This is a genomic window from Thermogemmatispora onikobensis (assembly GCF_001748285.1).
Classification (GTDB): Bacteria; Chloroflexota; Ktedonobacteria; order Ktedonobacterales; family Ktedonobacteraceae; genus Thermogemmatispora; species Thermogemmatispora onikobensis.
The window spans coordinates 39,922-66,660 of record NZ_BDGT01000033.1; the positions used below are offsets into that span (position 1 = coordinate 39,922).

The window sequence follows — 26,739 nt, forward strand, 5'->3', positions numbered from 1 at the left end:
CGCCGGGCCCGCCCGCCAGCTCTCGCCCTGCAGAGGCCGGACCTGGGCCGCTGCTACGCCAGCGCCTCGACTATGCTCGCTCTCTTAGTTAGAGGCTGGACCTCCCTCGTTGGTCGACTGCCAGCAGCGGAGGGAGGCTTTTTTAGCGTGGCCTCTCGTTCCCGTCGCTGCTCGTATGGTGAGGCAGGCGGCTCATTACCAGGCAGGCCAGCATTGCCTGTCTGTCCGGCGTATGGTGGGGCAGCGGCTGCTTTTATTGGAGACAGGTAGGTAGATGGAGCCTCGATGCACCTCGTACATCTCGCGCTGACCGACTTTCGCAACTATAGACAGCTTGATCTGCCTCTGGGGCCGGGCCTTTTTCTCTTCTGCGGGGACAACGCTCAGGGCAAGACAAACCTGCTGGAAGCCGTCTCGATGATCGCGACGAGCACTTCGTTTCACGCCACGGCAGATCGCGAGGTGGTCAACTGGTATGCGCCCGACCATCTGGCCCGCCTCGATGCGCGCGTCCGGCGACGCGATGGCGAGTTGCATGTGGAAATCGTCATCTTCGATCCGACGCCTCCGCTGTTGGGCAGTGGCGAGCAGGCGGTTCGCCCCCCCCACTGGCCCGGCGGTACGCAGCGCAAGCGCATCAAGATCAACGAGGTGCCCCGCCGGGCGCTTGATCTTATCGGCAGCATGACCAATGTGCTCTTCGCCCCCGCCGATCTCCATCTGGTCGATGGCTCGCCCGACGAGCGTCGACGTTTTATCGATCGCAGTCTATGCCAGGTGCGCCCTCGCTATTGCCAGGCGCTGCAGCAGTATCGGAAGGTCACTATGCAGCGCGCCGCTCTGCTGAAGCGCATCCGCGACTACCACGAAGACCCTCGCCTGCTGGACTACCTCGATGAGCGACTGACGCTGCTGGCTACGATGATCATGTTCGAGCGCGAGCGCATGCTCTCGGCTCTCAACGAGCTGGCGGCGCCGTTTCAGGAGCAACTGAGTGGAGGACGCGAGCAGCTGCAGATTGTCTATCGCCCTTCCTTCCAGCCTCAGCCGCAGCGCTCGCTCACTGAGGCTCAGGAGCATTATCTGAGACAGCTCCACGCTGTGCGGCAAAAGGAGATCCACCAGGGAGTCTGCTTGCTGGGGCCGCACCGAGACGATCTGGAGTTCTTGGTCAATGGGATGAGCGTGATCACCTACGGCTCGCGCGGGCAGCAACGCACGGTGGCCCTGGCGACAAAGTTCGCCGAGCTGGCCTATATGCGGGCCGCAACGGGAGACGAGCCGGTGCTGTTGCTGGACGATGTCTTCAGCGAGCTGGATCAGCGGCGACGGGAGCAGCTCCTGCAGGCCATCCTCGATCATGAGCAGGTGCTGCTGACCACGACTGACGCTGCTCATTTTCCTCCAGAGGTGCTGGAGCGGGCCTCTAAGTTCCAGGTGGTCAACGGCCAGCTGCACCCCTGGTGAGGGAGCCGCTTGACTTGGACAGGGGCGGGCGGCTTGCTGTGCGCGCCCTCTCCTCAGTGCGCCGCCTCGCCATCAGAAGAGGCCGTCGAGCGCTCGCGAGCCTCGCCGGCGGTCCACAGCTCGGGACCAGCGCCAGCGGCTGGACTTTGAGCGGCGGAGGAACGCCCGGCCAGGCCAGGAGCAGGAGGATTGATGCCGAGGTGCTCATAGGCCAGGCGCGTGGCGACTCGCCCACGCGGGGTGCGGGCAATAAAGCCGAGCTGGAGCAGGTATGGCTCGTAGACATCTTCGATCGTCTCCGGGTCCTCGCTCGTGCTGGCCGCCAGCGTCTCAAGGCCGACCGGCCCCCCATCGAACTTATGGATAATGGTCAGCAAGAGATGACGGTCGGTCTGGTCCAGGCCAATGTGATCGATTTCCAGAGCATCGAGGGCAGCACGGGCGATCTCGCGCGTAATCACGCCGTCAGCCTTGACCTGAGCATAATCGCGCACGCGCCGCAGCAGACGATTGACAATGCGCGGCGTGCCTCGGGCCCGGGTCGCGATTTCTTCAATGCCCTCCTCCTCAGCAGGGACGCGCAAGATGCGCGCCGAGCGGCGCAGAATCTGCTTGAGGGCTTCAACACCATAATATTCCAGGCGATAGATGGCTCCGAAGCGGTCGCGTAAGGGAGCCGAAAGAGCGCCAACGCGCGTTGTGGCCCCGACCACGGTGAAAGGCGGCAAAGAGATCCGCAGCGAGCGAGCCCCCGGCCCCTTGCCAATCACCACATCGATGGCGAAGTCCTCCATCGCCGAATAGAGGCGCTCCTCCACGGCACGCGCGAGCCGATGGATCTCATCAATAAAGAGCACCTCGCCCTCTTGCAGCGAGGTCAAGATGGAGGCGAGATCGCCGGCGTGCTCGATGGCCGGGCCGGAGGTCGTTTTCAGATTGACCCCCATCTCGGCGGCAATAATATTACAGAGCGTGGTCTTGCCCAGGCCAGGCGGCCCATACAACAGAACATGATCCACAGGTTCATTCCTGCGCCGGGCCGCCTCCAGCAAAATAGCGAGATTCTCCTTAATGCGCTCTTGCCCAATATACTCGGACAAGCGGCGGGGGCGCAGACTGCTCTCGATAATCTCCTCTTCCTGGCTCACGCGCGGCGAGACGAGCCGGTCGCTCATAGTTCTCTCCTCGTGCTCTTTCTCCTGTATCTGATTGGGCCAGCGTCGGGGGCTGCTCCATCGGCTGCCATCCAGGAGGTGGGGGCTTGCGCACCTTCCTCCGCTCTCAGTTGGGGAGCCTCTTCTCGCCCACCCAAACCAGGGTCGCCCTACCTTTCCTCTCTCTTCGGAGAAGGAACATTCAGTATGATCCCTACCCCTCTATTTCTTTCCCTACATTATAGCAGCGGAAGCCCGGGGGGAGAAAGCGCCAGACGCCAGACAGGCTGGCCTCCATTGGGTTGACCGCGGCGGACCAGCGTTTTGCTGCGCGAGCTCAGCAGGTCAGCAGGGCAGAGAGAAGGGCAGGGAGCAAAGAAGCGCTGAGCATCTGGTCATGCAAAAGTACCATTCCAGAGAGGCACCTTGACACTGGTACGTTGCTCTCCTACAATCGATCCACGAACTACCCAGCGAGAGGATAAGGTAAGGAAGGAAGGAAGGAAGAAGAGGATCGAGGATGATCAACCGCTCCAGCCGCTACGCCGTCTCTCAGCCTTCCCGTCCACCTTCACGAGTCTGGCTTTTCGCCCGCGCAAACGCCACTGCCACAGCCGGTGGCCATAGCGGCAACGGTGTAGCGACAGCGACAGCAGCAAAAGCAGCGACGGGGGTCCTGGCCGTGTCCACACCTGGAACGACGCTCTATGTTTATCGCGACCATCGCAACTGGGTGCGTACGCTGGACTGGTCGCCCGATGGGACATGTATCGCTTCTGCCAGCATGGACGGCACGGTGCAAGTCTGGGAGGCCGCCACGGGCAGCGAGCGCTTTACCTATACCGGGCATCGGGGCCAGGTTCTGACGCTGGCCTGGTCGCCTAATGGGGCCTATGTAGCAACAGGTGGTAACGATCGGACCATGCAGATATGGAATGCCGCCGATGGTGAGCGGCTGCTCTCGCGTCGCGACCACGCGCGCTACATTCTGGCCCTGGCCTGGTCACCAGTGGGGGCCAGGCTGGCTTCTGGCAGCGAAGACGGCCTGGTGGAGATTTGGAGTTTGAAGGACGGCGACATCATCTTTACCTACGATGGTCACAGCCATAAGGTGCTGGCTCTGGCCTGGTCGCCAGAGGGAGAGTGTGTCGCTTCGGCCTCCTGGGATGGCACCCTGCAGGTCTGGGAGGCGAGCAATGGTCATCAGCTCTTTGCCCCTGTGCAGCATGGCACCCCGCTCGGGGCCTTAGCCTGGTCGCCTGACGGCCAGTATCTGGCCTGCGGCGGCTTCGGAGGCCAGGTCTATCTCTGGCATGCGACCACAGGCGAGGCTCTCTGCAGCTACGTGGCCCATCCCGGTTGGGTCAACGCCCTGGCCTGGTCCCCTGATGGGCGCTACCTGGCCTCTGGCGGGGACGACGGCAAGGTCCACCTCTGGGAGCTGGCCGCACGCGAGATTACCTTCACCTACGCCGGTCACAGCGATCAAGTCAATGCCCTGGCCTGGTCCCCTGATGGGAACCGCATCGCCTCCGCCGGCGATGACCAGACTGTGCAAGTCTGGTTCACTCCTTGACCGCCCGGACGATGACCAGCGGCATGAGACCGCCCCCTTCATCGCGCCTGGAGATGACGCGCAGCCCGGCCCCGGCGAGCGTGGTGAGAGTGGCCCGATTCCAGTGACAGTTGCCTGCACAGCGCCTCGTCAGGGGCGTCAGCAGATCTTGTAGCCGCGCCGTCACAGGGCTGGCTGCGCGTACATGCTCTGCCAGGAGCAAGAGGCCGCCCGGCTTGAGCACCCGCCGAATCTCGGCGAAGCCTCGCGCCGGCTCCTCAACCGAACAAAAGACCAGGGTGGCAAGCGCGCTGTCAAAGGTTTCGTTGGCAAAGGGTAGCTCTTCTACACGGGCCTGGTGCAGCCGCAAGGGCACAGGGGCCTCCCCCTGGCGCCGCTGCGCATAGCGCAGCATAGCCGGGTCTGGTTCAACTGCCTCGACCCCCTCCACTCGACGAGGGTCGTAATAGGCGAAGTTTAGCCCCGTGCCAGCCCCCACCTCCAGAACATGGCCCTGGGCTGCCCCTACTACTTCCCTTCTAAGGGCCTCCTCCCACTCTCCTCCTGCCCGGCTCAGCCGCTCGTAAACGGCGGCAAAAAGCGGATGATGAATACTCTGCATGGCGTTTGACAGCTTTCTTGAGAGAATGTTACTATAGCTGAGAGCGCGAGCCGACTCTCCTACACCGGCAACCTGCGCGCCTCAGCTAACGTGCAGTATACAGAAGCACGCAACGCAACGACGACCGGAGACCGTGGCCCCAGTCTCTGTCTGCGTCCTGGTCGGCCCGGCTCCTCTCTCAACGGAGTAACGTAACGGATGAACAACGACGATGCTACTCCCATCTATTGCGACCGCTGCGGCCAGGCAAATCGCTCACAGGCTCGCTTCTGCTTCCACTGCGGGCAGCCCTTGCCAGAGCGCCCTCTCTCGACGATGCCCGGGATCGAGAGGGAAACCGCGTCTGACGTGAGCGCCAGCACCGGCAAGCTCCCGCTCAATCATCTGCTGCGGCAGCGCTACCGCATCGTGGCCCTGCTCGGCAAGGGCGGTATGGGAGCCGTCTATCGCGCTCAGGATACGCAGTTTGGCGACCGCCCGGTGGCGATCAAGGAGATGAGCCAGAGTGGTCTAAGCCCGGAAGAGATCACTGAAGCAGCGGTGGCCTTCAAGCAGGAGGCGCTGCTCCTGGCGAACCTGATGCACCCTAATCTGCCGCGCATCTACGACCATTTCTCGGAAGAGGGACAATGGTACCTGGTGATGGATTTCATCGAAGGCGAGTCTCTGGAGCAGTATTTGCTGCGCTGGCAGCGGGAGCATCCAAATGGCCCACCCGGCCTGCCGATCGCTGAGGTGCTGGATATCGGTATTCAGCTCAGCTCGGTGCTCGGCTATCTCCATAGCCGCCAGCCGCCGATCATTTTCCGCGATCTGAAGCCGAGCAATGTGATGCGCACCACCGAGGGCCATCTCTACCTGATCGATTTTGGCATCGCTCGCCACTTTAAGCCAGGCCAGGTGCGCGATACCCGCGCCTTCGCCTCCTGGGGCTACGCCGCCCCCGAACAGTACGGCAAGGCGCAGACAACGCCGCGCTCCGATGTCTATAGCCTGGGCGCCACTTTGCATCACCTGCTGACCGGCCAGAATCCTACGCAGTCCCCTTTCCGCTTTACGGCACTGCACTCCTATACCCAGCCGCTGGAGTACGAGCTGGAGAAGCTGATTATGCTGATGGTCAGCCTCGATGAGCAGCAGCGCCCGGCTTCGATGGCCGCTATTAAGCAGGAGCTGCAACGCATCGCCGCGCTTCAGACAAGCGGCCAGCTTATCAATCAGTCGCAGACGCTGCCCTCGCAGACGGCGGCCTCGTCGGAGACGCCCGTCCTCGCTCCACCGGCCACTCCTGCCGGATCAGGCGCACCACCCGAGGTGATCTCGACGCGGACGCCGCTACCGACGCCAGCACCTGGCGCATCCTCTATTACTCCACGCCTGGAGGTGTCGCCGTCAACCCCAACGCCTGGCCGGCGTCTCTATACCTACAGCGGCCACAGCGAGCGCGTCTTTGCCCTGGCCTGGTCACCCGACGGGCGCCGCCTGGTCTCTGGCGGCTACGATCACACCCTCCAGGTCTGGGACGCCACGACGGGACGGGAGATCTTCGCTTACCGCGGCCATCAAGAGCCGGTACGCACCGCCGCCTGGTCGCCCGATGGGAACCATATCGCCTCGGGAAGCAACGATCATACAGCCCATGTCTGGGAGGCCGCCAGCGGACGCCGTGTGACAGCCTTCCGCGGCCATCAGGATTCGGTGATCTCGCTGAGCTGGTCCCCCAATGGAGACCTGATCGTCTCCGCCAGCCTGAGCAAGCAGGCCCTTGTGTGGGAGGCCATGACGGGTAAGCGCGTGGCGACATTGCGCGGCCATACAAGCCTGGTGAGCGCCGTGGCCTGGTCACCCGATGGAACGCGCATCGCCTCTGGCAGCCTGGATAAGACAGTGCGCATCTACGACGCCAGCTCCTGGGAGGTCATCTTCGTCTATCAAGGCCACTCCGACAGCGTCACGACCCTGGTCTGGTCACCCGACAGCACGCGCCTGGCCTCCGCCGGCGAAGATAAGACCGTCCAGGTCTGGGACGCCACCAACGGGCATCATATTTTAACATATACCAATCATAGCGATGAGGTGACAGCCCTGGCCTGGTCGCCCGATGGAACGCGCCTGGCCTCCGCCAGCGAAGATAAGACCGTCCAGGTCTGGGATGCCACGAGTGGCGACCACCTCCTGACCTACAGCGAGCACCCCGAGGACGTCAACGCCGTAGCCTGGTCGCCCGACAGCACACGCCTGGCCTCCGCCGGCGACGATGGCCAGATCCACGTCTGGCAGGTAGCCTGATGAGGCGGGCCGGGCGCCCGGCCTGCCCCGCCCCCGCCCAGGCAGGTGGCTCCTCGCTCCACCCATGCCCTTCCCGCGCCTGACCTCGCCGGGAAAGGCATGGGCACTTTCTGCCCACTGACCAGCGCTCACTCGGGTTTCCAGAAGTCAAGCAGGTACTCGAAGGTGGTGCCCATAGTGATATAATTGCTGGGCCAGCCGAAGATCCCTACACGATTGACAATATTGGTACGGTCCCAGATGATGATGTTGCGCAGCTCATAGCCAGCCAGGCGCAGCGCCTCGATCACGGCCAGGTGAATGGTGATACGCTGATTCTCCCACCACATGTCGGTGACGTTGACCACACAATGAGCACGCTTCTTGAGCAAGGGCCGTAGCCCGGCGAAGATCTCGCGCATGGCCTGGGCATAAGCCTCTAGCTCGAGCGTCCCCAGGTCTTCAGGCAGCTGGCTGTACTGCTCAACGCGGTGGTATTGATCGTTCTTCCGCGCCTGACCGCGCCGGCTTTTGTTGAGGCGCGCCCGATTGAGCAGGTTAGCATAGGGGGGCGAGGTGACAATACAGGCAACACTCTCGGGGTCCAGGTACAAGGGGATGTTGCGCGCGTCATCCTGAAGGGCCAGCTGACGAGTCTGGACCACCCGCGGATCGCCAGGCCGCAACTCACGGCTGAGCCGCTCCTCCGCCAGGGCAACATAGTCAGGATGGATGTCGAAGCCGACGGCGTTGCGCCCAACATCACGGGCCGCAATGAGCGTGGTCCCGCTGCCCATAAAGGGATCAAGCACCAGCTCCCCACAGTGTGTGAAGAGTTCAATGCAGCGCCGCGCCAGGGCAATAGGGAAGGCCGCCGGATGCTTCTGCTTGTCGCGAATATCGCGTTTCTCGTAGGAGAACTGCCAGACGCCCAACTGGCATTTGATCCATTCTTTGGGCGTCAGGCAGTTAAGATGGGAGGGATCACAGTGGCAGGTACGTTGGCCACTAATTATGAGTTTCTTCGGTTGGGCTTCCATGAGGCTGGCTGTCCCTCCCTTCCCGCCCCCCGCTCGCCCGGAGACAGGCAGGGTGGTGTTTGGCTATCGCAACAGGGACCTGGACCAAGACTCACGACCCGTCAGCTCTCTTGCTCCTGGCTGACTGGATCGATCTATCTACCTACTCTATTATTCTACCTCCTCAGACTACGTTCTTTTGCGCCCAACAATAATCTGCCTGGTACCATTACCAAAAGGCCGCCGCTCGTAATCACCATAGATGGTCTCGACCGCGAAACCACTGGCCAGCAAGAGCAGCTGTAGCTCACGCGGAAAGTACATGTGAAGATCAAGCTGCGTCAGATAGCGCTCGTTCTCTCCTTGCTCGGAAAAGCGTTCGTGAATCCAGACCATGTGCTCAAGCTGCTCACAGGGATCGTAGCGACGGCTGCTGTAGATGAGCAGGGTGCTCTCGTCGGCGGGATCGCTGATTTCGTCTTCCAGATAGAGCTGGGTGGGACGATTGAGAGCCGCGCTGAGATAGTCAAGGTTGGGGAGCAGCACATCAACAACGAAGCGCCCGCCAGGCGCCAGGTGATCATAGGTGCAGCGAAAGGTGGCCAGCTGCTCTTCAATGGTATAGAGATGGCCAGCCGAGTTGAAGGGCAGAAAGATCAGGTCAAAGTCGCCGCAGGCGGGCAAGTGATAGTCGCGCATGTCCCCTTCATGGAGGATGACGCGGCGCTGCACCTCCAGTGGCTCGCCTCCGAGCTTGCGCCGGTAGGCGGCGAGCATCTGGGGCGAGCTATCCAGGCCCTCAATGAGCAGTTCGGGAAAGCTGCGCGCCAGGGGCAGGCCAAGACGCCCGCTGCCGCAGGCCAGCTCTAGCACATGCCTGGATCGATATTCCTTGATAAGTTCGTGCCAGAAGGGAACATCCTGTTCGCTCTGGCTTTGATATTCCAGATCGTAATCCTCAGCTCGCTCGTAATACTCACCAACACAATAGGCCATACTGGTCCTCACCAGCCAGACATCAACACAAGACGGTGCGTAAAGAGCAGGTCCAGTACAGATTTCAGTACAGGCTTGCTACGCACAAATGCCCCTTTGCAGGGGCAGTAGCAGAGACAGGGGAAACGGTTAGAGAAGGAAAACGATGGAGGAGAACGGCAGAGGAACCGCTCTCACCATCTATAGTAGAGTTTAACACATGGTGGGCCTGCTACGCAAGGGGCCTTGAACCTCCCCTTGATGACGCCTTTATCCTCTTTGGCTGATCCCGCTCTCCCGCTCCTTCAGCCCACGTGATATATTACGGTTGACCCATGTCCGCGCCCGCCTGACAGCAGGGCAGGCGCCTGACGACGCGGAGGCGCCGGCAGCAAACAGCTCTCACCAGGAGAGCGGTCGGGGGCGCGCTGACTGTTCCCGCTGGATAGCCGCCATCCATTTGCGAACAAAACAATACTGATACTTTTCTCAGCAGCCGAAGAACATAAGGAGCATCTCTATGAAAATCAGAGGGAAAATTGTGGCGACCGGCCTCATTGCCAGTGGTGTTCTGGGGACGGTGGCAGTGGTCAATAAGATTACTGAAGCGCTGGCCGGCGAACTCAGCCCCGGCCTTGCCGGCGAGGGGCGCCGCTATCCCTGGAAATACGGTGACGTCTTTTACACCATACAGGGACCGCGCGAGGCGAAGCCTGTGGTTCTCGTCCACGGCCTCGGGCCCGGTGCCTCGTCCTACGAGTGGCGGCGTAACCTTGAGGTCCTGGCGCAAGATTTTCGCGTCTATGCCCTGGATCTGCTCGGCTTCGGCCTCTCCGATCGCCCGGCCATTGCCTACGAACCGCAGATTTTCAGCGACCTGATCAGCGATTTCCTGCGTGAGGCGGTGCGTGCTCCGGCCCTCGTTGCGGCACGTGGACTGAGCGGGGCCTATGCTATCGCCGATGCCTACCGCCATCCGGGCAGCTACGAGCGGCTGGTTCTGGTTTCGCCCCCGGCGACCATGCTCGAAGAGCCTTCCCTGAGTCCGCTTCGGGCAGCCCTGCGCCTCGGCCTGCGTCTGCCCCTCGTCGGTCAGTTCGCCTACAATGTAGTAACAACCCGGCGCGCCATCCGCAACTACTATGAAGAGCGCGCCTACTACGATCCCTCTCTCATCAGCGACGAGCTGATCGAATATGCCTATATCAGCGCTCATCAGCCCGATGCACGCTTCCCCGTGGCCGACCTCCTGGCCGGCAACCTGCACGCCGATGTCAGTGAGCCACTCGCGCGTCTGACTGTGCCTGTGATGGCGCTCTGGGGCCAGAACGGGGCGGGCACCAGCGCGGCCTTCAAGCGAGTCAATCCCCAGATTGAAACGCACGTGCTTGAACGCTGCGGTGAGCATCTGCAGGAGGAGCAGCCGGAGACCTTCCATTCGCTGCTGCGCTCCTTTGTCGGCAGCGCCGTCTAAGTGACCCTGACCCTGCCAGACAAGAGTTCCCCCAGGCAGCGCCTGCGGGCGCCCGGATTGCACGATCAAGGCCCAGAAAGAAGCCACCGCCCCGTTCGGTGAGGCGGCGGCTTCTTTCGTTCGCTCTGGCCCCCGCTGTCTTCTTCCCTTGCGCTCAGGCTCATGAGCGACGATGCGGCTGATGGGGGCGGAACTGCAGGGCCTGAGCCTGCTGGAGGCGACTGAGGGCCAGGTCCACCGCTGCAGCCTGACGATCCATCCGCAGGCGGTAGAAAACGCGCAGAGCGGCCCGGTAGCAGTTGCGCGCCTGCTCCAGGTAGCCACTTCTGCTGCGAGGATCACGCCCCAACTGGCTGTAGGCTTTGCCGCGTTCAAATTGTAGCTGGGCCCACTCAAAGGGGAAGGCTTCGCGCCTGTAGACCTGCAGGGCCTGATCGTAGCAGGCCAGCGCCTGGCGCAGTGCCCCCTGACGCCGTTGGCCTCGAGCCGGCAGACGGCGGTAGGCCCGACCCAGGGCCTGGAGAGTAGCCGCCCAGAGGGTCGGCGCGCTCTCAGGCCGGTAGACCTCCAGGGCCGCTGTATAGCAGGCTATAGCCTGCTGCAGATGACGGTAATGACTACCTTCACGCAGGCTGCTCCAGGCGTCTCCCAGGGCGCGCTGAAGCTGGGCCCATTCCTCGGGATGGCTTTCGCGCCTGTAGACCTGCAGCGCTGCCTGATAACAGCGCAGCGCCTGGTGGAGCAGGCCCGCCTGCTGGTCCGCCAACTGCTGCAGAGCCACGCCCAGATTGTGCTGGACTCTGGCCCATTCGTACGGGAAAGCCTCCCGTCTGTAGACCTGTAGCGCCGCCCGATAGGCCGCAATGGCCTTGTGTAAGAAGGCGCAGCGGGCCGGCCCCACACAATCAGCATAGGCGTTGCCGAGATTGCTCTGCACCAGTGCCCACTCGACGGGATGGCTGGCCCGGCTATAGACACGCAGGGCGGCCCGGTAGCAGTCGATGGCCCGCGCCAGATATTCCTGACGCTTGCGCCCGGGCAGACTGCGGTAGACATTGCCCAGGTTGAGCTGCGTCGCCGCCCAGTCCAGCGGCGCAGTCTCGGGTGTGCGCATCTCCAGCGCAGCCTGCAGGCAAATCAAGGCCCGATCCAGAAAAGGACGCCGCTCCTCTTGCTGGCCGACGCTGGCCAGTTCAGCATAGGCAATGCCAAGATTGTTCTGGAGCCGCGCCCACTCCCACGGATAGGCCTCGCGAGTAAAGACTCGCTTGGCCGCCTGGTAGCACATGATGGCGCTCTCAATAGTGAGGCGACGTGGCTGACCAGGCAGCTGTAGATAGGCGTTGCCGCGCTTCTGTTGCACGGTCGCCCATTCGTAGGGATGGGTGACATGGGTATATATTTGCAGGGCGGCCTCGTAGCAGGCAATGGCCCGCCTCAGCTGCTCTCCGCGCTCTCTGCCTGGCAGCTGGCTGTAGACAGTGCCCAGGTTGTGCTGGAGCTGCGCCCACTCGCGTGGGTAGGCCTCCCGCGTGTAGACCTGCAGCGCCGCCTCGTAGCAGCTCTTGGCCCGTCTCAAATTCGCTTCACGCTCACCAGCGGACAGCTGGGCCAGAGCATCCCCTAGCCCCTTCTGAGCAGAGGCCCACTCGCGCGGATGCTCCTCCCGCGTGTAGACCTGCAGCGCCGCCTCATAGCAGGCAATGGCTTCTCTCAGTTGTTGTTGCCGATCTCCAGCGGACAGCTTCGCAAGGATATGACCACGCTCAAGCTGCGCCGCTGCCCACTCGGCATCTTGTCGCATATCATGATGGTTGATCATACCAGCACTCAGCCCCCTGCTGGATTACTTCGTCCCTACTGGAACAATCGACTGTTCCAGCCCTCGCTTGAGATACTCGTCCACCAGAGCCGCTGGATCTCTTTGATCTGACGGCCCTCGCTCCTTGCAATGTAGAGCAAGGCAACAAGCTATAGACAAGCCAGCGGCGGACGACAGGGGCAGATTGGTCGATGAGCTACGGCGAGAGACGATGAGCGATGGGTTGATCTGGCTGACACTTTTAGCTTAGAAAATGGAGCCACATCTGTCAAGCATTCAAGCAGACAGGCAAGGCCAGCAGACAGCCAGAGCGCGCTTCACTGGCCTACCCCCTCGCCAGCCTCTGTGAGCAGGGGAAGGGTAAACCAGAAGGTTGAGCCGACTCCCGGTTGACTGGAGACCCCGACGCTCCCCTGGTGGCGCTCAATGATGGTCTTGCAGATGTGCAGGCCCAGGCCCAGGCCCGGGCTGGCGCTCCCCTGGGCCTGGATGCCAGGCACGCGATAGAAGCGCTCCCAGATGCGCCGCTGCTCAGCAGGGGGCAAACCCGGCCCCTGATCACGGACAGCGACCCGAACCTGGCAGTCTTCACACTCAACAGAGACCTCAATCGGGCTTTCGCGCGGCGAGTATTTAATGGCGTTGGTGAGATAATTGGTGACAACCAGGCCAACGCTCTCAGCGTCAGCCAGCACCATGACGGGCTCCGGCTCGCTCTCCGGCACCAGCTCCTGGCCAGCAACCAGGAGGCGAATACGCCGCTGAGTCGAGGTCGACTGCAGATCGCTCACCGTCTGGCGGACGATGGCCAGCAGATTCTCTGGCCGACGCTGTACCACGAGGCGATCGGCCTGGGCCCGCGAGGATTCCAATAAGTCGCGCACCAGGCGCGTGAGAAGACCGGTCTGACGATCCGCCCGCTCCAGCAGCTCCTGGACGATGGCCAGTTTCTCACGCTGCTCAGCGGTCAGAGGCAGACGCTGCAGATGGCGCCGGGCGAGTTGTACATTCCCTTTGATGGTGGTCAGTGGGGTCCTGAGCTCGTGACTGGCAATGCTAAGGAACTCATCCATGCGGCGGTTGCTCTCGCGCAAGGCCAGCTCATTGGCGCGCGCTTCCGCCCGCTCGTGCAAGAGACGCTCGTGCTCGGTGACCAGGGCCGCCAGACGAGCCACAGCTCTGATGAGCGCCACCTCTTCAGCGCTATATTCGTGCTCACGCTCGACATGCTGAATACGGATCAGACCAATCAGCTGCTGGTCAATGAGCATCGGGGCAATCACTGCAGCATAACGCTCACCCGCCTGAATTGGAAACGTTCTGCAGTCAGCATCACTCTGGCCGAGCAAACGATCGGCGCGCAGGGCAGCCACAGCCTCGGGAGGGAAACACCGAGTGAGCTGTGGCTCAGCCGCGTCATCCCCGGGCAACCACTGCGGCCAGCGTCCGTCATGGTCGTTATCGCCAGCATACGCCAAGAGCTGAAGCGTTTCATTCTCGGGAGACAAACGCAGGATGGAGACCTGATGGCAGGTCAGGACCTGGCAGATCAGTCGGGCGAGGTGGTGGGTGATTTCGTGCTGCTGCTGCTCGCAAGGGGGACCTGCCTCAGTGGATCGCAAGCTTGCTGGCTGAGACTGAGGAGAGGCGACCAGATCGCGCGGGATCTCTACCAGGGCTTCGGCCAGCGCAAGCAGGGCCTCTAGAGCTTCATGGGTGCGACGTTCCAGCAGATAGCGCTCGGTCACATCGCGAGCAATGGCCACAGCCCCAATCACAGAGCCGCGGTCATCGCGCACTGGCGAGCCACTCACACTAATGCGCCGCTGACAGCCGTTGGGCAGGCACAAGAGGAGATCGCTGAACGGAGCATCGGCGAGTACCTCGCCCTGAAGTAAGCGCTGCGAGGGCCACTGGTCACGTGCTAGTGGCTGTCCAGTGGCATCGCGCAGATCGAGCCTGGCCAGATAGTCATCGACGGTCATCTCCTTTTCAGGGAGTGGCGCCACCCGGCTCAAGAAGCGACGGGCCGCGGCATTGACGCTGAGAATCTGCCCTTCGCTGTCGAAGATAAAGACCGCATCGGTCATCGCCTCAAAGGTCGCCTCCAGCTGATTAGCTCGCAGCGTCGCCTCATAGGCCGTCTGAATAAGCTCGTCTTCGAGTCGCTTGCGGTCTGTGATGTCGGTGCAGGTGCCAACCCATTCGCGAATGCTGCCGTCGGCCTCGCGGACCGGAACGCCGCGTACCCAGAAGGTGCGATAGACACCGTCGTAGCGCCGAATGCGATACTCAATCTCGTAAAAACCACCGCAGGCCAGCGCCTGCGACCAGACGTGCAGCGTCCCGGGCCGGTCATCAGGATGGACAGCATCGAGCCAGCCTAACCCCAGGACTTCTTCCACACTCTGCCCGGTATAGGCCCGCCAAGAGGGCGAGTCTTCCTCAACCAGTCCCTGAGCATTGGCAACCCAGACAATCTGAGCAGTGGCCGCTACCAGCGAGCGGTAGCGCTCTTCACTACGCCGAAGGCGCTCTTCAATGCCGGCAGCTTCGCCCGCCGGCGGAGAAAGGCTCTCCCCAGAGGGAACCGGTGGCAGTTCCGGGAATGTGCTCATGGCGCTCCTGCTCTTTCCTTCACCGCTATTTCAGCTTTCGGCTCAGAGACGCTTTCGAGGAAGTTCCACCAATACGGGCATTTCTCTTGGAATAGATATATCAATATGTTTTGTGGCAGCAGTCTAAGTGTAACAGGGAGAGCGGGAGTACGTCAAGTTTTTACAAGCTCGCTCATATGCTTGTCTACGGGGGGCCTGATCAAACGGGCCTGCGTTGCAGCCAGGCCGCACAAGGACGGCCCGCCGTCTGTTGAACCGCGGGCGGCGGTCCGGCAGAGGGCAGGCCGTTTCAGTCTCGGAAGCACTCGTCCCCGGCAGATTCTGAGCGACAGGGGCCAGCCGCAGCCTAGCTGACCACTGCGCGGCGGAAGGTATAGATGCCCAGGAAGAGGAAGGCAACGAAGGTCACGCCCAAACCCAGCAGCACCCAGCCAATTTCCAGAGTCGGCAGGGTATAGCCGTGGATCGGAGGCACCATTGCATAGCGCAGGCCCTCACAGGCATAAGTCAGAGGATTGAAAAGGGCGATCACCTGAAACCAGCGGATACCATCCAGCTGACTCCAGGGATAGTAGGTGCAGCCAGTGAAGATGAGCGGCGTAAAGATCAGAGCGAACATCAGACCAATCTGCTCAGGCTTCACCAATGTCCCAATCGTCAGGCCAAGAGTGGCCCCCGCCAGAGCGGTGAGCACCATAATGCCGATGATGATCCCGATGGCATCGGCACGCACGCTGTAACTGCTGCCGAGGACCCAATAGGCCAGTGGGAAGATGATCGCGCCGGCCACCAACCCACACAGGGCCGCAAAGAGAATCTTTTCGAGCGCCACCAGGCTCACCGGCAGCGGCGCCAACAGACGATCATCGATCTCGCGCCCAAAGCCCAGATCGAGCACCAGAGGCAAAGTCACGCCCTGGAGAGCCGTGGTGACCACCGTTAGACCGACGATGCCAGGCAGCAGGAGCGAGGCATAGCTCTGCTGAGCAGCGCCAATCGAGGGCAGCACCTTGCCAAAGATGAAGAGAAAGAAGAGCGGCTGAAGGAGCACCTGAATCAGGAAGGGAATGAACTCCCGCCCCGTCACTACCAGGTCGCGGCGCAAGATGGCCAGAAAGGCCACCAGGATCATCAGCAGCCGGCTGCGGGGCCGCCTCTCCTTCGTCTTCTTCTCAAGAAAAATTGCATCTATCGATGTTTCAACACTCATGAACGGAGATTCCTCCCTGTCAGGTAGATGAAGACGTCCTCAAGGCTTGGGCGGGCCACGTGGAGATCGCGCAGCTCAGCGCCGCTGGTGCTGACGACGCGCATGGCCTCGACTGCCAGCTCGCCCGCCTCTTCGCCATAGAGGCGGAAGGAGCGGGTCCCATGATTCTCCTGTCCATCCTCGGCGGGCAGCTCTTCGACGCGGGGTGACCCTGGCAACTGCTCTAGCAGAGCGCGCAGACCATCGGGGGAGGGAGCGCCATCCCCGTTATGGGAAGCCACAGCCGCCTGGGGAAGGCGCAGACGCAGCTCCAGGCGCGTCCCACCTGGCACCAGCTTCTTGAGATTATCGGGCGTATCAAGCACCAGGATATGGCCATGGTCCATAATGGCAATGCGCTCGCAGAGCTGCTCGGCCTCCTCCATATCGTGTGTGGTCAAGAGAATCGTCACCCCACGCTCGTGCATGGCGCGAATGCGGTCCCACAAGAAGAGGCGCGACTGCGGATCAAGGCTATTAGTCGGCTCGTCGAGGAAGAGCACGTCTGGCGAGTGCATCAGGGCGCGGGCCAGCATCAGCCGCTGCGCCATTCCGCCCGAGTAGCGCCTGATCTTTTCGCGCCCTCGCCCCTCCAGGCCCAGCTCCTTGAGCAAGGCCTCGGCGCGCGCCTCGCGCTCCGCCCGTGGCACGCCATGATAGGCAGCATGGAAGGTCAGAATCTCGCGCGCACGCAGGCTCTGGTCCAGATTACTGCGCTGGGGCACCATCGAGATGCGCTGCTTGACGCCGATGGGATCACGCACCACATCAATGCCCATGATCTGCACCGTGCCGCTGGTGGGCAGGACGCTGGTCGTCAGAATACCGATGGTCGTGGTCTTCCCTGCCCCATTGGGGCCGAGCAGACCGAAGATCTCACCGCGACGCACGCTGAAGGAAATGCCATCGACGGCATTCACCTTACTGCGCGGATAGCGTTTGACCAGATCGCGCACCTCAATGGCCAGCTCTTCTGTCTCCTCTCTCTGCATCAGTGTCTTTCTCTCCATATCTGTTTGAGGCATTTTTACGATCTTTGCTCACTTTCTAAAGCTTCACCAGCCGCGATAGATCTGCAAACAGGCGCAGCGCTACCGCAACGGGAGGAGACCGGCTTAAGCTGCTATGATTACCTAGACACTCCCCATAGACAGCGTGAGTGAGCCAGTGTTGTAGTCCCCTCCCTCCAAGACAATCCAGGCTGCCTGGCTGAGCAGGACCCGCTGCTGACGGCTCTCCTCCCGGCGGTGCTGGCAGTTTACCGGTCAGGCTCACAGCAAGGTTGTCATGGCCCAGGCTGAGGTCCGCATCCGCGAGTGAGTCAGGGCAGTCCGCGACAGGCTGGCGCGCCTGTTTTCCCGGAAGGGCCTCCTGTCTGGCACAATTCTCCAACTATGTGGCTATATATGCCATATCTCTTGAGATTTTATCATGGTCCCACGAAAATATCAACATTTTCATGGTTAAGAATACCATGATAGGTGGCGAAGAGATACGTTCCTGCCCCGTCAGGTCCCTGCTAGATATCCAGGAACTCCACGCCGTCGTCTTCCTGATCGGCTTTGATGACTTGACAGACGGCCTCATACAGTTCCGCCGGCAGATGAGCGCCTAGCTCCTCTAGAGAGTCATAGACCTCCAGCCGATAGTCGTAATCCTGGGGCCAGCAGGCCCACCCGCGGCTCTGACAGTCTTGTCGCGACCAGTATCGCCAGTCGTTCCAGTCTGGCCCTTCTCGGACATAGACAGCGAACTTGCCTTTGCGCGTCAGATAGACGCGATAGAGCATTTCGCGGCCTCTCTCCGGTTGGCGACTCAGACCGCGGGCCAGCAGGCGCCCCAAAAAGCGCTTATAGACACGGGCCACCGTGCCCACCCTGACCGTCACTTCCCCAAAACCGGCCTGACGCGCCTCCTCGCGCTCCACAAAACGACGGAGGGCCGCCGCAATGGTCGCTGAAAGGTTACCACCCGCCAGCCGCTGAGCCTTCTCGAAGATCGGCAGATCAGCATCTGCTACATAGATGGTGCGATTTGGCAATGTCGGTACCTCCTACCGTCGCTTCCCCTGGAAGCCTGAACCCAACAGGGCCTGGCCCCAGTCAGCCTTCTCACACAGTTCCGCAACGCTCCTCCTCTAGCAATCTCAGCGCAGCAGAATATCAGTATACTTCTACGTATATGTAGCGCTGCGAGACAGTATAATATATGTATACATATATTGTCAAGGGAAGAAAATAGGGAAATCCAGGCTGGTCTGGCCGGGCCTTATGCCTCTTCGCCAGGGAGGGACCAGGGAGGTCCGCCCCCTGGCAGGGCGACAGAGCGGCGGTCAGTCCTGGCGCTGAAAGCCAGACAGGCGACCGGAGCCTGGGTGAGCGGGCTTCTCTGCTAGGAGCAACCCCAAAGCACATCGACGTAGTTCGCTGGCCCGCTGAAGCGCAAGAGGTAGCTGCTGGGGCAACCTGTTCCCTGCGAGAAATCGCGCACGATGACACGCACTTGCTGCATGCCCTGGGGGCGGATCTGCCCGCTTGCCGGGAGCAGATAGATGTCGCTCCGTCCGCCCTCATTCGAAGGTACCGGCCAGAGGCTGCTGTTGCCGCCAGGACCGGCGATGCTGGTGGACCAGGCCAGGTTTTGCTGAGCTACGCCGCGGCTGCTCAGGACCAGGGTACAGGACCAGCCCGGGTAGCCGCTGTTATCCACCGCCGGCAGGGTGTAGACGCAGTCGCTGCTGCTGGCCCCGGGGTGGGCTTGCAGGCTGGTTTTATCGGCCAACAGCAGGGGTTGCGCAGCCTGGGCAGTGGCGGTAGCTGCGAGCTGGGCCCGGGCCTGGGCCTGGGCGGCCGCAGTCGCCTGGACCTGGGCACGCTGCTGGCTCTGGACAGTAGCGGTGGCCTCTTGTTGAGCGCGTGCCGTGGCGCTGGCCTCTTGCAGAGCGCTCGTCGGCGTAGCTGCACTGACCCGTGTCTCGGCCTGGCCCTCCTCGCCGGGTCCCTCTGCCGCCCTGGCTGTGGCCACACTCTGCCCGGATCTGTCACTCTGGCCTCCTCCTCGCAGGAGGGCAGCAGGCTGGCTGGTTACCAGGAAGTAGGCCAGCAGGCCGCTGCTGACAAAGAGCAGGGCCAGAACCAGGAGTACGGTCACGACCTGGGCGGCACTGCGTCGCGGCGGGCGCGCTAGCTGGCGAAGTTCGGTCGTGCTCTGGCTCCTGGCAGAGGGCACCGCCATTGGGCTCGCCGCCGCTGCTGTCTTTAATGCTTCAAAAGATGCCCGGTACTCGCCTGTTGCCCCTGCCCGACCTGAGAGAGAACGCGGTGGCGTGCTACTGAACGTCGGGGTAGGAGTTGGGCAAGTCAGCGTGGGAAAGGTCCCGCTCAGAGCTGTTCCCTGTCCTGGCTCACTTCGGCCCGGCCAGGCCCCCCAAAGCTCGCTTTGGAGCAGCGGCGAAGGTGGAGGGAAAGGTAACTGCGGGACCTCGAAGGCTCCGGACGACAGAGGGGCGCCCGCTGCCACTGTGACCGGTGTGGGGGCCGGTCTCGCTCCGCTACTACTCGCCGCTGCGCCGGCCAGCAGCTCGTCCGGCACCACGTCCAGCTTGAGTAAGAGGTCTGGCAAGGCTTCCTCAGCCGACAGCGGAGAGCCCGCTCCCTGACGTTGCCAGCCAGCGACTCGCAGCGTCTGCCCATCGACCACACCCGGACCGATCTCAACCTCGACCTCTTCGCCCGCCACGTTCAAACGGCGGCGCGTGCCATCTCGCGCCTCGCTTCGGCTAATGGCCAGGCGCACTTCGATCAGCCCGCTCTCCTCCAGCCAGCCACCAGGCTTGTTCGCCGCTTCCTCTGAGTCGGGCAGCAGCAAGGCATTGCCGGTAGCGGCCTGCTCCAGGGCTTTGGCAAAAGCGGCCACCGAACCGAAGCGCTCTTCGGGACGCTTGGCGAGAGCCTGCAATAGCACACGATCGATCGCCGGCGACAGAGCTGGATTCTGGCTACTGGGCAGCGGTGGCGCCTTTTGCAGATGCTGGAACATCAGTGGCCCCGGCCCGCCTTGAAAAGGAGGTTGACCGACGAGCATCTCGTAGGCCATGATTGCCAGGGCATATTGGTCGGTGGCACAGGTCGGCTGGCCCTCCCATTGCTCAGGCGCCATGTAGGTTGGGGTCCCACGGATAATCTGACCGGTGGTCAGGCTGGCTTCCGCAATGCGAGCAATGCTGAAGTCGCTCAAGAGGAGGTGCAGGCGCCGTGGCTGCCTCGGATGGAGCTGTATCAGCAGATTGGAGGGCTTGACATTGCGATGGATGATCTGATGATCATGTGCATGTTGCAGCGCATCGGCGGCCTGACTGATAAGGTCGCAGACTTCCTGCGGGCTTAATGGCCCAAACTGCGAGCGCAGGCGTAGCCAGCCCGCCAGCGAACCCTCGGGCCGATAGGGCATGACCATGTAGAGGAGCAGCAGACGCTGCCAGGGCTCCTCGCCGTAGTCGTAAAGGTCCAGGATGTGAGGATGATCAAGCCGGGCAATGGCCTTCAGTTCGCGCTCAATATATCGTCTCGCCTGCGAGGCCGCGCTGGCTTCAACGCAGGTCGTGGCTTCGGCAGTGATGATTTTGATGGCCACCCGGCGCCGCATATGCAGGTCGTCGGCCAGGTAGACCTCGCCCAGGCTCCCGCTGCCTAGTGAGCGTACTAGACGATAGCGACCCTGAGCTAGCTGTGTACCCTCACGTAGCATTACCTTCCCCGCTTTCTCCAGCCCAGTATTTCTTCTGCTATTGCAAATATATATGGACATACACCACAAAAATGTGCTATGTCAGCTATGCTTAACTATAGCATATTCTTGCAGCAAGAAGAAACAGCTGGGATATTGCTCCCGGGGGGACAGGAGAGAAGAAGAGCCGCGGCGATTTGTTTGTTCTGTTTCTGTCCCCCAACGAGCAGACCGGTAAGAAAGCGGGAAAGGAGGTGAGCCTAGTAGAAACGCTGATCTTGATGGAGCCAGCGCCAGAAACTCAAGCTCGCCGAGAAGAAGGTCATCGTGTAGCTGAAGAATAGCTCCTGATGAATGCCAACCTCCAGATCGATATGTTCTTCCAGGCAGATTTCTGCGTAGGCTGCATTTGCTGACTCATAGCTACGCAGATAGCTTTTCGGCCAACGCCGCTCTCGATTCCAGGTATTGCAGAGCACCAGGGCCCGCTCCCAGCTCCCCGGTTCAAAACGCCGACTGGTACGGCAAAGCAACGAGTAGATCTCTCGCTGCTGTCCCTGAGCCATCAGATAAAAGGTCACTTCACAGTCATACTGCGGATCATATTGGAACTGGACGACAAAATCGTTATCCTCATCACGGAGGAAACGCAAGTTCAGGCTGCGAAGGCAAGCTTCGATCATGGCATGCGAAAAAGGCTCAATAGTGGCCATCTACTGATACCCCCTGTGAGAGATGACTAAAGGAACAAGACGATCTTCTAGCTTGCCGACTGTGCCAGGGCAGGAGATTCTGGCCTGTCAACGGCTGAAACCAGAAAACTGCCTTACCTCGGCGTTTTGTTTGCAATCCCAGGATTTGCGGCTGGTTTCTCTGCTCACGTGAGAAAGAGAGACCTCGTTAGAGCGAGAGCGCTGCTCTTTCAAGACAACGGGAGGAAGAGAACCACGCTTGCGGCGCAGTGGAGAGTGAGCACGAAGCAGACGCAGTTCGGGCGCTCCCCTTAATAGAAGGAACGCTCACCGCCTCAACTTCCAAGGCATCTCTTTGCCCCTTAAGAGAAAAGTACAGTGCAAGATGACCTACCAGCGGCATGCGCCTGGCCTGCTCCGCGAGCGAGCTCGCAAAGTTATGCGCCAGGAGCACCTTTCATACTGATGATCGTCTCAGTGTCGATAGAATATGCTATGATAGCAACAGTCAACCAGAGAGCCAGGCCAGCCGGCTCAACTTGCGACCTGGCCGCCGAGTGCCTGGACGAGCCAGCGCAGGGCCTGGCCTTCACTTTGACCCCGGCCACCCATCTTTTTTAACCTCTGGCAAGGCCCACCGCAGAGGTCGCCAGGCTGAGATTGACCATCAAACCGCCCGGTCGCTACAATAGGGCTGGACGCCAGGAGCAGGCAGACCGGAGCGCTTTCTTGCAAGAATCAAGGAGGGTTAATGCGTATTCGCAAAGCCGTATTGCCAGTGGCGGGACTGGGCACGCGCATCCTGCCAGCAACGAAAGTTATCCCGAAAGAGATGTTGCCGCTGGTCGATAAGCCAACTTTGCAATATATCGTCGAAGAGGCCGTGGCCTGCGGTATCGAAGAGATCATTCTCGTGACCAGCAGGAGCAAGCGCAGTATCGAGGATCATTTCGATGCCTTTCCCGAGCTGGAGCAGCTGCTGGAGCAGCGTGGCAAGTTGCAGGAATTGGAGGAGCTGCGACGTGTACAGCAAATGGCGCATTACAGTGCCGTTCGTCAGCCCGAGCCACTGGGGCTCGGCCATGCCATCCTCTGTGCGCGGACCCTGGTAGGCGATGAGCCGTTCGTGGTCATGCTGGGCGATGTGCTGGTCGCTGAGGAAACGCCCTGCTTACCCCAACTGATGGCGATCCATGAGCGCTACGGCGGCTCGGTGGTCGCGCTCGCCCCCGTGCCAGATGAGCTGATTCCTAGCTACGGCATTGCTGCTGTAGAGGAACTGGGGGAGGAAGCGTTGCGGATCACCCAGCTGGTGGAGAAACCGCCGCGAGAGCAAGCGCCCTCTAATCTGGCTGTGATGGGGCGCTATCTGTTGACTCCCGACATCTTCCCGCTGCTGGAAGAGACGCCACCTGGCTCCGGTGGAGAAATCCAGGTCACCGATGCCATTGAGCGCCAGGCACGCGAGGGGCGCTGCTATGGCTTACGCTTCACCGGCACCTACTACGACACTGGTACGCGCCTGGGTTTACTGACCACGACGATCACCTATGCGCTTAAGCGCCCCGATCTGGCGCCTGACTTGCGAGCTTTTCTGCGTCAGGCCCTGCAGGGCGCAGAGGGTTAGCCCGTCTTGCTTGCTTGCTTGCTTGCTCGCTCGTTCGTTCGCTCGCTCGCTCACAGCGGTCGTCAGCCAATATACAAGGGGCCGGGCAAGAGGGAGAGCAAGAAGACAGTCCTTCCAACGCTGTCCTTGTCTCTCTCCTCTTCCCGGCCCCTCATTGATCACAACATCGCTGCCTTGTGCCAGAAGAGCAGCTTGACGCCATGATAAGATCGAATTATTCCTGTGCCTCCGCTTTCTTCCGACGCCTGGCGGCCCCTCCCAACTTACCGATGCGGCTGTAAAAGTCGGGGTCTTGTCGCGCCTTGGTTGCATTGCCACCCTTCTTCCCCATCTCAGAAAAGTGGGCCGGACCATACTTTGTGACGTTGGCCTGGCCACCTTTCTGGGCAATCTGGCGGTAGTACTCGCTCCCGCGCTTCTCTTTGAGAGCCGTACCCCCCTTCTTGCCTATCTGACGATAGTACTCGCCACCATATTTGTCGCGGACAACACTCCCCCCTTTACGACCGGCCTCGACCGTGGACATCGGCGCCGGCTTCTCCTCTTCTCTGGTAGCCATCACCATTCCCTTTGCTCGGGCAAGTTCCCAAGCCAAAACAAAATATACAGGCTCCTCGCCTGTGGCGAAGAGTATAATGGAATCCCCCATTCTTGTCAATGAAACGGGCATCCTTAGTCATTCCGGTACCGGTCCTGCGTGGGCATGGCCACCCTCTTCCTGGTAGCCATTGCTGTCGACCCCGGCTTGCCGGCTGCCAGGCAGGCCAGCCAGAACCACAGGTGTGTATACCGCTCGCCGTTCCCTGGACAAATCTATTTCCAGACACTATACTCTTCCTCAGAGTCTTTGATTATGGCCAGTGGTGTACCTGGCACTGGCCCATCATCGTTGCAGTGCATTGGTCTTGTCTTGCCCATTTTGCCACATGCTTGCTGGAGGGAAACGCCAAGGAGCTACAGACCGCATGGAAGAGCGAAGGCCCGAACAGCGCCCGCGATCGTTGATCCTGGCTCCGATCTTTGTCCGCGTCGATGAGCGGCGCCGTCTGCCGCCCCCTCTCCCTCGCCCGAGCTGGCCAGAGCTTGTTGTTGGCTGGCTGCGCTACCAGACGACACAGCTCCGCTGGGACATCGAGCGCAGCCTCGCTCGTCTACTCCACCGCCCCTGGATCGATCCAAGGCGCCCCCATCGCGATCGCCCCAGGGACAGGGACCATCATGAGCTGAACTAGGAAGGCAGCGGTGGACGTCTAAGACGCAAGGCTCGTCGCGCCTGCTCCCGCAGCTGACGCGTTACCGCGAACTCTGAGGCCAGACGTTGATAGAGCGCTTCCCATTGGTCAAGGATGCGCTCACGGTCGTGCTGTGCAATGATCTCCAGGCTCTTGTTCCCCATCTGTTTGCGCAGCTCGGGATGCTCCAGGAGATAGTCGATGGCCCACGCCAGTTCTGCACTGTTCCCCGGCTCGAACAGCAGGCCGTTCTCGCCATGATGCACCAGCTCGGGCAGGGCATAGGCATTGGCCGCAATGACCGGCAAGCCGCAGGCCATAGCTTCCATTGTGGCCAGACTCTGCAGGTCCGCCTCCGATGGGATGACAAAGAGGTCGGCCATACGGCGAATCGCCAGGAGGTCGCGATCCGCTACAAATCCCAGGAAGGCAACGCGGTCCTCAATTTGCAGCCGTGCGACCTGGGCGCGCAGCTCAGCCTCCGCCGGTCCTGTCCCCGCCAGCACGACATACACCTGGCTACTCACTTGGGCCACGGCATCTAATAAGACATTGACTCGCTTTTCCTCGCTGAGGCGATTGACGTGCAAGATCAGTGGGCGATCAGCTGGCAGACGATAGCGCTGACGTACTTCCTCATCGGGTGGCCCCGGCCTGAATTTCCTGAGATCAACCCCATTGGAGATGACTCCTGCCGGCGCACGCAGCCCATGCTCGTAGAGGAGACGCAACGCGGTATGAGTCGGCGTCGTCACATACTCACAGCGGTTGTAAAAGTGGATCAGATAGCTGTAGCTGAGCGTGTCAAAATGTCTGCTGAAGCGCTGATCGCTGGCCAGGGTCCGGCTAATGTTGATCGGCAAATAGTGGTTGGTGGCAATGACCGGTTTGCGCAGCCCACCAGCCAGGAGCTGCGCAATGTTTCCTAAGACGATCGGCGAGTGGATATGAATGACGTCAGGATTGCCCTGCTTCAGGAGGCGCCGGATGGGTAAAATCGGCAGGAAAGGAATGCGCATGTCGCGATAGGTAGGCCACTCGAAGGAGGTAAAGCGATAGACATGTACTCCTTCTTCGATACGGTGGACGTCGCGCGCACCCTGGCAAGGTGCAACCACCCAGACCTGATGACCACGGGTCGCCAGGCCAACGGCCAGATCGTGGGTGACAACAGGCACGCCCCCTACCATCGGCGGATACTGGTCGGTCACAATCATAATGCGCATGTCTATCGCTCACTTCCTGGCCTAGTGTTCTCGGGCAGGCAGGCAGTCAGCCAGATGAGCCGAATAGCGATCGGCCAGACTAGCCAGTCAATCTTGTTGTGCAGAGAGGCAGCGCCGCCACCCCGTTGCCAACGGAACGGGTACGCTCTCTGGCTTGTTGGACAGCCCGACAGAGAGACAGGCAGGAGCACAGGCCTCTCTGAGCGAACCTTACCCCTGCCTGCACTACGCGCACGCCTCTCAGCCTTCTTTTGCGGCGCTCTCGCCAGTCTGGGACTGGGCGGGCGCTGCAGCAGGAACAGGCTGAGTTGTGAGAGCAGCCTCCCCGGCCTCTTCGGCTTCGACGGTGGGCAGCTCCACTTTCACCACGGGCTCGTGTGGATCGGTCAAGAGGCGCACATTAGGCGGCAGCTTGATCTCGCCAGCATGGAGGATCTGGTCTACCTCAACCAGCGGCGAGACGTCGACCTCGATCGCTTCAGGGATCTCCGTGGCGCGACAGGCCACTTCAAGCGCATCGAGGAGGCGCAGCAAAGTGCCACCGCTCTCTTTGACCGCCGGCGACTCGCCGACCAGATGCAGCGGCACTTTGACTTCAACCTCCTCCTCCTGGCTCACGCGGTAGAAATCTACGTGGAGAATCTTGCCGGTGCAGGGGTCGCGCTGAATGCTGTGCACCAGGGCCGTCTCCGTCAGTGAGTCTCCCGGAATACGCAGGGTAACCAGGCTGGCGGCCTTATGCTGGCGGTGGAAGCGCTCGAAAGCCGCGGCCTCCAGCTGGACGGCCAGAGAGGGCTCCTTGTGGCCAAAGATATTGGCGGGGATGATCCCCTGGCGGCGCAGCCGCCGGGTCGCTTTGCCCAGGACCTGGCGGCGCTGAACCTCCAGTTCTGCCATTGGTGCCATAGCAGGATACCTCCTTTAGCGTGATGCTTTCCTGCGTTGCAAGAGGGCTTGTAGCTCAGCCAGCGGGCGCGTGTTGAGCACATCGGCGGCGGAGAGCCAGCCTTTGCG

Annotated in this window: 21 protein-coding genes; 7 read left to right on the forward strand and 14 right to left on the reverse strand. The window is 61.3% G+C overall.

Translation table 11 applies throughout. The annotated features are described in order from the left end of the window. Positions 1-285 precede the first annotated feature (285 nt). Complete coding sequence (gene recF / locus BGC09_RS14780) at positions 286-1,467, forward strand: DNA replication/repair protein RecF (RefSeq protein WP_069804756.1); 1,182 nt, start codon at positions 286-288, stop codon at positions 1,465-1,467. Between the two features lie 53 nt (positions 1,468-1,520). On the opposite strand, the gene ruvB is transcribed toward recF, so the two are convergent. Beyond that, on the reverse strand, positions 1,521-2,642 hold the full coding sequence (ruvB, locus tag BGC09_RS14785; protein WP_084658934.1) for a Holliday junction branch migration DNA helicase RuvB: 1,122 nt from the start codon (positions 2,640-2,642) through the stop codon (positions 1,521-1,523). A gap of 499 nt (positions 2,643-3,141) precedes the next feature. On the opposite strand from ruvB, the gene BGC09_RS14790 reads away from it, so the two are divergent. Beyond that, positions 3,142-4,197, forward strand: a complete 1,056-nt coding sequence (locus tag BGC09_RS14790; RefSeq protein ID WP_069804757.1) for a WD40 repeat domain-containing protein — start codon at positions 3,142-3,144, stop codon at positions 4,195-4,197. On the opposite strand, the gene BGC09_RS14795 is transcribed toward BGC09_RS14790, so the two are convergent. Continuing rightward, positions 4,187-4,798: a class I SAM-dependent methyltransferase gene (locus tag BGC09_RS14795; protein WP_069804758.1), complete on the reverse strand. Its 612-nt coding sequence runs from the start codon at positions 4,796-4,798 to the stop codon at positions 4,187-4,189. The two genes, BGC09_RS14790 and BGC09_RS14795, sit on opposite strands and share 11 nt — an antisense overlap. 198 nt (positions 4,799-4,996) lie before the next feature. Between BGC09_RS14795 and BGC09_RS14800 the strand changes: the two genes are divergently transcribed. Then, on the forward strand, positions 4,997-7,087 hold the full coding sequence (locus BGC09_RS14800; RefSeq protein ID WP_069804759.1) for a WD40 repeat domain-containing serine/threonine-protein kinase: 2,091 nt from the start codon (positions 4,997-4,999) through the stop codon (positions 7,085-7,087). Positions 7,088-7,215: 128 nt separating this feature from the next. Here the strand turns inward: BGC09_RS14800 and BGC09_RS14805 are convergent, their stop codons facing one another. After that, on the reverse strand, positions 7,216-8,106 hold the full coding sequence (locus BGC09_RS14805) for a DNA methyltransferase (protein ID WP_069804760.1): 891 nt from the start codon (positions 8,104-8,106) through the stop codon (positions 7,216-7,218). Positions 8,107-8,274: 168 nt separating this feature from the next. Next, positions 8,275-9,081, reverse strand: coding sequence for a class I SAM-dependent methyltransferase (locus BGC09_RS14810; RefSeq protein WP_069804761.1), 807 nt, complete (start codon positions 9,079-9,081; stop codon positions 8,275-8,277). 499 nt (positions 9,082-9,580) lie between these two features. Between BGC09_RS14810 and BGC09_RS14815 the strand changes: the two genes are divergently transcribed. Further along, positions 9,581-10,534 carry an alpha/beta fold hydrolase gene (locus tag BGC09_RS14815; protein ID WP_069804762.1) on the forward strand — a complete coding sequence of 318 codons (954 nt, stop codon included), beginning with the start codon at positions 9,581-9,583 and terminating at the stop codon, positions 10,532-10,534. A gap of 160 nt (positions 10,535-10,694) precedes the next feature. Here BGC09_RS14815 and BGC09_RS14820 read toward each other — a convergent pair whose 3' ends face one another. The 7 genes from BGC09_RS14820 to BGC09_RS14850 all read right to left on the reverse strand — a co-directional run bounded on the left by BGC09_RS14820 (position 10,695) and on the right by BGC09_RS14850 (position 21,661). After that, the gene (locus BGC09_RS14820) at positions 10,695-12,356 is read right to left on the reverse strand and encodes a tetratricopeptide repeat protein (RefSeq protein WP_069804763.1); all 1,662 of its coding nucleotides are present in this window, start codon (positions 12,354-12,356) and stop codon (positions 10,695-10,697) included. Positions 12,357-12,673: 317 nt separating this feature from the next. Continuing rightward, positions 12,674-14,974 carry a sensor histidine kinase gene (locus BGC09_RS14825; RefSeq protein WP_069804764.1) on the reverse strand — a complete coding sequence of 767 codons (2,301 nt, stop codon included), beginning with the start codon at positions 14,972-14,974 and terminating at the stop codon, positions 12,674-12,676. Between the two features lie 346 nt (positions 14,975-15,320). After that, on the reverse strand, positions 15,321-16,184 hold the full coding sequence (locus tag BGC09_RS14830) for an ABC transporter permease (RefSeq protein WP_141727800.1): 864 nt from the start codon (positions 16,182-16,184) through the stop codon (positions 15,321-15,323). Then, a complete protein-coding gene (locus BGC09_RS14835) occupies positions 16,181-17,215 on the reverse strand; it encodes an ABC transporter ATP-binding protein (RefSeq protein WP_069804765.1) in 1,035 nt (344 codons plus the stop codon). The genes BGC09_RS14830 and BGC09_RS14835 overlap by 4 nt, the downstream gene beginning before the upstream one ends. A gap of 527 nt (positions 17,216-17,742) precedes the next feature. Beyond that, the gene (locus tag BGC09_RS14840; protein WP_069804766.1) at positions 17,743-18,264 is read right to left on the reverse strand and encodes an EXLDI protein; all 522 of its coding nucleotides are present in this window, start codon (positions 18,262-18,264) and stop codon (positions 17,743-17,745) included. A 350-nt stretch (positions 18,265-18,614) separates the two neighbouring features. Beyond that, positions 18,615-20,969 (reverse strand): protein kinase domain-containing protein, encoded by a 2,355-nt coding sequence (locus tag BGC09_RS14845; protein WP_069804767.1) that lies wholly within the window; start codon positions 20,967-20,969, stop codon positions 18,615-18,617. Positions 20,970-21,208: 239 nt separating this feature from the next. Then, positions 21,209-21,661: a YbjN domain-containing protein gene (locus tag BGC09_RS14850; RefSeq protein WP_069804768.1), complete on the reverse strand. Its 453-nt coding sequence runs from the start codon at positions 21,659-21,661 to the stop codon at positions 21,209-21,211. 444 nt (positions 21,662-22,105) lie between these two features. Here BGC09_RS14850 and BGC09_RS22925 point away from each other — a divergent pair, with 444 nt between their 5' ends. Beyond that, the gene (locus BGC09_RS22925; RefSeq protein WP_176728935.1) at positions 22,106-22,261 is read left to right on the forward strand and encodes a hypothetical protein; all 156 of its coding nucleotides are present in this window, start codon (positions 22,106-22,108) and stop codon (positions 22,259-22,261) included. 130 nt (positions 22,262-22,391) lie between these two features. Beyond that, positions 22,392-23,267: a UTP--glucose-1-phosphate uridylyltransferase GalU gene (galU, locus tag BGC09_RS14855; RefSeq protein WP_069804769.1), complete on the forward strand. Its 876-nt coding sequence runs from the start codon at positions 22,392-22,394 to the stop codon at positions 23,265-23,267. Between the two features lie 214 nt (positions 23,268-23,481). On the opposite strand, the gene BGC09_RS14860 is transcribed toward galU, so the two are convergent. Next, on the reverse strand, positions 23,482-23,826 hold the full coding sequence (locus tag BGC09_RS14860; protein WP_069804776.1) for a hypothetical protein: 345 nt from the start codon (positions 23,824-23,826) through the stop codon (positions 23,482-23,484). A gap of 406 nt (positions 23,827-24,232) precedes the next feature. Between BGC09_RS14860 and BGC09_RS14865 the strand changes: the two genes are divergently transcribed. Beyond that, the gene (locus BGC09_RS14865; RefSeq protein WP_069804770.1) at positions 24,233-24,499 is read left to right on the forward strand and encodes a hypothetical protein; all 267 of its coding nucleotides are present in this window, start codon (positions 24,233-24,235) and stop codon (positions 24,497-24,499) included. Here the strand turns inward: BGC09_RS14865 and BGC09_RS14870 are convergent. Next, positions 24,496-25,725, reverse strand: coding sequence for a glycosyltransferase (locus tag BGC09_RS14870; RefSeq protein ID WP_069804771.1), 1,230 nt, complete (start codon positions 25,723-25,725; stop codon positions 24,496-24,498). The two genes, BGC09_RS14865 and BGC09_RS14870, sit on opposite strands and share 4 nt — an antisense overlap. Before the next feature lie 240 nt (positions 25,726-25,965). Further along, positions 25,966-26,631: a 50S ribosomal protein L25 gene (locus BGC09_RS14875; RefSeq protein WP_069804772.1), complete on the reverse strand. Its 666-nt coding sequence runs from the start codon at positions 26,629-26,631 to the stop codon at positions 25,966-25,968. Positions 26,632-26,739 lie beyond the last annotated feature (108 nt).